The 5,961-nt window shown below is 37.1% G+C and carries 7 protein-coding genes, 1 tRNA gene and 2 pseudogenes; all 10 read left to right on the plus strand.

Annotated features, from left to right (window positions below):
- Positions 1 to 210 precede the first annotated feature (210 nt).
- Positions 211 to 366: pseudogene (locus tag WGMM_RS02500) on the plus strand (phage major capsid protein); the annotation flags it as partial.
- 142 nt (positions 367 to 508) lie between these two features.
- Entirely contained in the window at positions 509 to 1,129 is a 621-nt protein-coding gene (locus tag WGMM_RS02505; protein ID WP_038249570.1) for a ribonuclease D, read from the plus strand.
- Between the two features lie 117 nt (positions 1,130 to 1,246).
- Positions 1,247 to 1,570, plus strand: coding sequence for a thioredoxin (trxA, locus tag WGMM_RS02510; protein WP_038249573.1), 324 nt, complete (start codon positions 1,247 to 1,249; stop codon positions 1,568 to 1,570).
- Between the two features lie 42 nt (positions 1,571 to 1,612).
- A tRNA-Ile gene (locus WGMM_RS02515) sits at positions 1,613 to 1,689 on the plus strand.
- 70 nt (positions 1,690 to 1,759) lie between these two features.
- On the plus strand, positions 1,760 to 2,416 hold the full coding sequence (locus WGMM_RS02520) for a CADD family putative folate metabolism protein (protein ID WP_038249575.1): 657 nt from the start codon (positions 1,760 to 1,762) through the stop codon (positions 2,414 to 2,416).
- Between the two features lie 206 nt (positions 2,417 to 2,622).
- Entirely contained in the window at positions 2,623 to 2,841 is a 219-nt protein-coding gene (locus WGMM_RS06655) for a dihydroneopterin aldolase (protein WP_240991878.1), read from the plus strand.
- Positions 2,838 to 3,920 carry a dihydropteroate synthase gene (gene folP, locus WGMM_RS02530; protein ID WP_240991879.1) on the plus strand — a complete coding sequence of 361 codons (1,083 nt, stop codon included), beginning with the start codon at positions 2,838 to 2,840 and terminating at the stop codon, positions 3,918 to 3,920. The genes WGMM_RS06655 and folP overlap by 4 nt, the downstream gene beginning before the upstream one ends.
- Before the next feature lie 194 nt (positions 3,921 to 4,114).
- Positions 4,115 to 4,594: a dihydrofolate reductase gene (locus tag WGMM_RS02535; RefSeq protein ID WP_038249576.1), complete on the plus strand. Its 480-nt coding sequence runs from the start codon at positions 4,115 to 4,117 to the stop codon at positions 4,592 to 4,594.
- A 1-nt stretch (position 4,595) separates the two neighbouring features.
- Positions 4,596 to 5,315, plus strand: a complete 720-nt coding sequence (locus WGMM_RS02540) for a putative folate metabolism gamma-glutamate ligase (protein WP_038249577.1) — start codon at positions 4,596 to 4,598, stop codon at positions 5,313 to 5,315.
- Positions 5,316 to 5,416: 101 nt separating this feature from the next.
- Positions 5,417 to 5,961: pseudogene (locus WGMM_RS05690) on the plus strand (IS5 family transposase); the annotation flags it as partial.

The following is a 5,961-nucleotide window of genomic DNA, read 5'->3' on the forward strand; positions in this document are numbered from 1 at the left end:
TGAGCTGATGAGCTAAAGGTAGTTGTCTTACGCTAAAACCAACGTTTTTAGTTAAGTTGTCAAGCACTGGGATGACAAGAAAGAGAGCACTGGAATGACATCGTTTACTATGTACCATATTCCAATATTCGTACAGCTGTGGGAAACATCTATGGATGCCATTCCTATTACCTTATTTCCATTTTTATTTCATTTTCAAAGGAGGCTATTATGTCACTTACCGATATCGCTCACCGTATCAATGAACTCGCTTCATCATGGGAGCAATTTAAATTAATAAATGATCGCAAACTAAAAGAAATTGAAAGCAAAGGCCGTGCTGATTCTGCAACAATTGAGCAGCTATGCAAGGTAAATAATGCCATTCCAGGGTTTTGGCGATTTGTAAACCCCGTGTACACGAAAAATGTGACAGCCCATAAACTTGCGTGGTTCCTTCTATGATCTTTTCGTATACTTAAGGCTTATTTTTGATTATCATAAGTTTTTAATTATTCCACAAAGCTTTATGGGAATATTTTTATATAAAGACGACTTGCCAGCTAGTTCAATACCAGATGATATAAGGTCTATAGCTGTTGATACCGAGGCAATGGGGCTACTTCATAGCAGAGATAGATTATGCCTTGTGCAGCTCTCTTTTAATGATGGTAATGCTCACTTAGTTCAACTTAAGAACGATTATACAGCGCCAAATTTAAGAAAAATATTAGAGGATAAAAATATAACTAAAATATTTCACTTCGCGCGATTCGATGTGAGCATAATACGTTATTACTTGGAAACTTGGGCGCTTCCGTGCTATTGCACAAAAATAGCTTCACGTTTGATTCGCACCTACACAGATAATCATAGCTTAAAAGAGTTGTGCTTAGAGCTGCTTGATACCAAACTAAATAAGCAACAGCAATCTTCTGATTGGGGAAATGAAAATTTAACAGACAAACAAAAAAGTTATGCTGCATCTGATGTTTTGTATCTCCATAGGATAAAGGAAAAGCTAGACTTAATGCTGGAACGTGAAAATAGAAAAGAATTGGCCCAAAAGTGTTTTGAATTTCTTCCTACTTGTATTGAGTTAGACTTAATGGATTGGGAAAACGTGGATATCTTTAACCACCAGATGTAATAGAAGTTTTTTGTTTGTGCAAAACACTTTTAGGGCAATTTTTCAAGCTCTGCGGTAAGAATTTAGTTGATTAGTTGCTAATTGATGCGCTATATTTTACAGAAATTTAGGTATTTTATGAGTGATGATATAACATCGGTAAATGATCAAAATTTCAAATCTGAAGTCACTGACTATAAAGGGTTCGTGCTGGTAGATTTTTGGGCAGAATGGTGCGGGCCATGCAAAAGTCTAATGCCACGTATAGAACAATTGGTTAAGGATAGAAAGGGCAAGATTAAGATCTGCAAATTCGATATAGGTGGAGAAACTGAAGTGCCAAGTAAGTATGGGGTTCAATCTATACCTACTTTGATTATATTTCAAGATGGTAAGGAGATTGCACGCAAAATTGGTGCAACAAATGATTTGCTAAGTTGGGTTGATAGTGAAATAAGCTAATAGACAAATTTGCTTTTGTGTGTATTATAAATATTGATAAAAGGGATTGTAGCTCAGTCGGTTAGAGCAGTTCGCTCATAACGAATTGGCCGTAGGTTCGAGTCCTACCAATCCCACCATTGTTAGCATGATCGTAACAATGAGAAAACTATAGTATATGAATTATATGTTGATATAATAGAGGAAATAATGAAATTTACTAAGTCTCTAAATAACAAGTTAGATGAATTGCACTTACTAAATCATCCATTCTACCAGTCATGGAATACAGGAAGCTTAAGCTTGCAAGCTTTACAAACCTATGCTAAAGAATATTATCACCACGTTGCTGCGTTTCCTCGTTACATCAGTGGTATACGTTTTCTGTGCCCAGATCTAAAAATGCAACAGGTTTTACTTGGTAATTTAATAGAAGAGGAACAAGGTGATGAAAATCATCCAGAGTTATGGAAACGTTTTGCTGAAGGGCTTGGCGTTGCGCGATCTGATCTTCGTGAAAGTGTACAGATTAAGGAGACACAAGAATTAATTGATGGTTACTTTGACATTGTAAGATCAGGTTTTGCAGCAGGTCTTGGAGCCTTGTACGCTTACGAACGTCAAACTCCAGAGGTTTCCAAGTCTAAAATTGAAGGTTTAAAAAAACACTATTCAATAAGTGATGAGCGTTCTCTTCAATTTTTTACGGTCCATATGCATGCTGATGAATGGCATTCTGAGGAATGTGCAAATCTTATTGAAGATCTAGATGAAAAAGAGCAAGATAAAGTTATGCAGGGTGCTCAAAAGGGAGCAAGGCTCTTGTGGGGTTTTCTTGATGGAATGATGAATGCTAGCGTGTGTTAGTAGTTGTAAGTAGCTTAAACTCAGTGATGTTGGAATGCAATGTCTGCATGTAATCTTCTTATATCTGACTTACGGCTTTGGGTTCATTTAGGCTATAGTGCAGAAGAGAAGTATCATTCTCAATTAGTTAGTGTTAACATTGATTTTACCTTTAAATCCCCCCTTTAGGACTTACAACTGACCGGCTTGAGGATACTATATGCTACTTGGAGGTAGTTCAGAGTATTCAATCTCTCGTTCAAAGCAAGCAATTCAACTTAATCGAGCATTTAACTCATGATATATACAGGACCATTAATAACCTTGTGATGCAAAAAAATCTTATTATTTCTTCTATAGGCGTAACTATTCACAAAGTTGCACCACCTGTCCCCAGTGCGCATGGAAGTGTTTTCTTTACTTATCGTAATGCGTTGCAAGAATGATTTACATTTCTATTGGCTCAAATATGGGGAATCGCTTTTCCCATTTACAAAAGGCTGCTCAGTTACTGCAGGAACGCTATTTTAAAAATTTAAAATCTTCAATTATTCTGGAAACTAAGGCTATTTTACCAAATGATGCTCCACCTGGGTGGGACAGGCCATTTCTAAATATGCTTGTGTTTGGAAGTTGTTCTTCTTCTCCTGAAGAGCTGTTAAAGAGCCTTAAACAAATTGAATGTGACATTGGCCGTCTGCAGGTCTATGAAAAATGGGCACCTCCCGTTATTGATTTGGATATTTTGTTATGGGATGACCTGACACTTGATACACCCTACCTTAAGATTCCTCACCCAGAATTGATAAACAGACCATTTTTGCTTCACTTGATGGCAATGCTGAGTCCCATGGCAGTAGTTAACAAAACGTTTGGTACTGTTAACCCTAACATTAAGGATTGCTTTTTAAGGAGTTTTACGCTTTCACCAGAGCTTATAGGTATTGTCAATATTACTCCTGATTCATTTCCAGATGGTGGTCTTTATTATGATGCAGATCAAGCAACAAAGCAGGCACTGCGGCTGTTATCAGATGGTGCAAGCATAGTTGAAGTTGGTGCTCAATCAACAAGACCTGGCTCCTCAATACAAACTCCAAAAGCAGAATATGCACGCTTAAAACCAGTGCTTGATGACCTTAATCAATATATGAAAGTTGGTGACATTAAAGTCAGCATTGATAGTTTCTGGCCAGATGTTATTTTGAATGTTTTGGAGCACTACAACATTGCCTGGGTAAACGATCAGAAGGGAGATCTAGATGATAATACCTTAAAAGCGATTGCTAGCAGTGGATGTAGTATCGTTATTATGCATTCACTCTCCATACCACCACATAGTGACAACATTATCCCAAGTGACATTGATCCAATTGATACCATAAGTAATTGGGCAGAAAGGAACATTAATAGATTACTAGCTCTAGGTTTTGATCAAAGCTCGATCATTATTGATCCTGGTATTGGTTTTGGCAAATCTATGTACCAGAATATCCAGATTTTACGCGGTATAGAAACGTTATAAAATTTTGGCTGCAAAGTTCTGGTTGGTCATTCTAGAAAGTCATTTATTTCTTCTTTTTCTACAGAACCTGTCTTTAACCGAGATTTAGAAACAATTGCTTTATCATCTGCATTGAACAACAAGGTTGATTTCCTTCGAGTGCATAATGTGCGTGATCACATGCGACTCTTTGTAGCTCAAGCTGCTTTAGAGGGATGCTAGTTATCGGAATTATGGCTGTTGATCCCAAGGGGGTAATTGGAATAAATAATGGATTGCCCTGGCATTATCCAAGTGAATTAGATCATTTTCGTCAGGTGACTGACAAACAAGTTATTGTTATGGGAAGAAAAACATTTGAAATTATGCCTCAAAACATATTGAAGGATCGTATCCCTGTTGTTTTTTCTCGTAACAAATTAAATTCTTGTTTTAACAGAGGAGTAAAATGCACTATTATTTCTTCTATGCAAGAGTTTTTGTCAATCCAAAGTAGTTCTAAAGTCTTCATGATTGGTGGAGCACAAATAGCGCACCTTTTTTTGGAGTATGATCTAATTTCAGAGTTTATCATAACAGAAATTCACAGACTTTATAAAGGTGATGTATATTTCAACTTAACACTTCTTGATGGATGGTATAAAACCGCTCTTGCTCAAACAAAAGATTATACTAAATGCAAGCTGACACGTTAATATGCATGTTGAGGCAATTTATACCCACCGCATTGAATGTGGAGAAGTATTAGAGCAGGTTCTTGATCGCTATGTTTCAGAGTTGCTAAGAGAGGAAGTTGTTCTTGCTATCACATCAAAAATAATTTCTATTTGTCAAAAACAAGTGGTTTGCAAAACTGCTTGTTCTAAAGAAGAGCTAATCAAAAGAGAAGCTGATGCAATTGTTGATGTAGACCATAATTCTTACGGCATCTATTTAACAATCAAAGACAATATCTTAATTCCATCTGCTGGTATTGATGAATCAAATGGTAATGAAATGTATATTTTATACCCAAAGGATGTTCAGAAAACAGCTCTATCAATATGGAACAATCTCAAGACAAAACACTGCATAAAACATCTTGGTATTTTGATTACAGATAGTAACATAACACCTATGCGCCTTGGGGTTACGGGCGTTGCTCTTGGTTGGTGTGGATTTGAACCACTTTATTCCTATATAGGCAAGCCAGATCTTTACAATCAACCACTGCAAGTAACACAAGTCAATCTTCTTGATGCACTGGCAACATCTGCTGTTTTAGTTATGGGAGAAGGGGCAGAGCAACCACCGATGGCAATAATTAGTGGTGCACCAAAGGTTCACTTTCTTACTCATCCGCCAACTACAGAAGGAGAAAAAAGTGTGAAGATATCTATGGAAGAGGACCTCTCCTCATGCGAGCCCGCTGGTTAAAGAGTTAAAGAGGAACTTAAAAATTTGCTATTAGACTTCTTAGAGGTTGTCCACAAACCAAGGAATACGTAGTATATAAAGAAAGAATATTGAGGTAAGAGATGAGGAAAAAATATCCAACAGATTTAAGTAAAAGGGAGAATAGAAAAACACTTCAGAGTGTCGTACAAGAAAGAAGGAAGGCCACCAAAATACAGTAAGTGTGAGATAGTAAATGCAACTCTATATACTGCGCACAGGATGTCAATGGCGCTATTTACCACATGATTTTCCGCCGTGGAAGGCTGTGCATGAACAGTTTAGAAGATGGAAAAAGCAGGGAATTTTTGAGAAAATGAACTATGATATCACTAAATATAGTAGGTCAAAAATGGGAAGCCGAGCGCATGCATAGTGGACAGTCAATCGGTAAAAACCACGGAAAAAGGGGGGTCAAAGGTTATGATGGTGCGAAAAAGGTAAAGGGGAGAAAAAGACATATAATCACAGATACTCAAGGATTTGTGCTTGGTTGCTGTGTAGGAGCTGCAAGCGAAAATGACAGAGATGGGGTGAAGATGGCATTGGACAATATGAAGGAAAAATACAGCAATATTAAGAAAATGTGGGCTGATGTGGGATACCAAGGAAAAGATTTAAAGGATTA

The sequence above is a fragment of the Wolbachia endosymbiont of Glossina morsitans morsitans genome (genome assembly GCF_000689175.1).
Taxonomy (GTDB): Bacteria; Pseudomonadota; Alphaproteobacteria; order Rickettsiales; family Anaplasmataceae; genus Wolbachia; species Wolbachia pipientis.

Bases quoted from the DNA above. Each gene is read 5' to 3' on its own strand.
- WGMM_RS02505 (WP_038249570.1), top strand. From the start codon at position 509: ATGGGAATATTTTTATATAAAGACGACTTGCCAGCTAGTTCAATACCA.
- trxA (WP_038249573.1), top strand. From the start codon at position 1,247: ATGAGTGATGATATAACATCGGTAAATGATCAAAATTTCAAATCTGAA.
- WGMM_RS02520 (WP_038249575.1), top strand. From the start codon at position 1,760: ATGAAATTTACTAAGTCTCTAAATAACAAGTTAGATGAATTGCACTTA.
- folP (WP_240991879.1), top strand. From the start codon at position 2,838: ATGATTTACATTTCTATTGGCTCAAATATGGGGAATCGCTTTTCCCAT.
- WGMM_RS02535 (WP_038249576.1), top strand. From the start codon at position 4,115: ATGCTAGTTATCGGAATTATGGCTGTTGATCCCAAGGGGGTAATTGGA.
- WGMM_RS02540 (WP_038249577.1), top strand. From the start codon at position 4,596: ATGCATGTTGAGGCAATTTATACCCACCGCATTGAATGTGGAGAAGTA.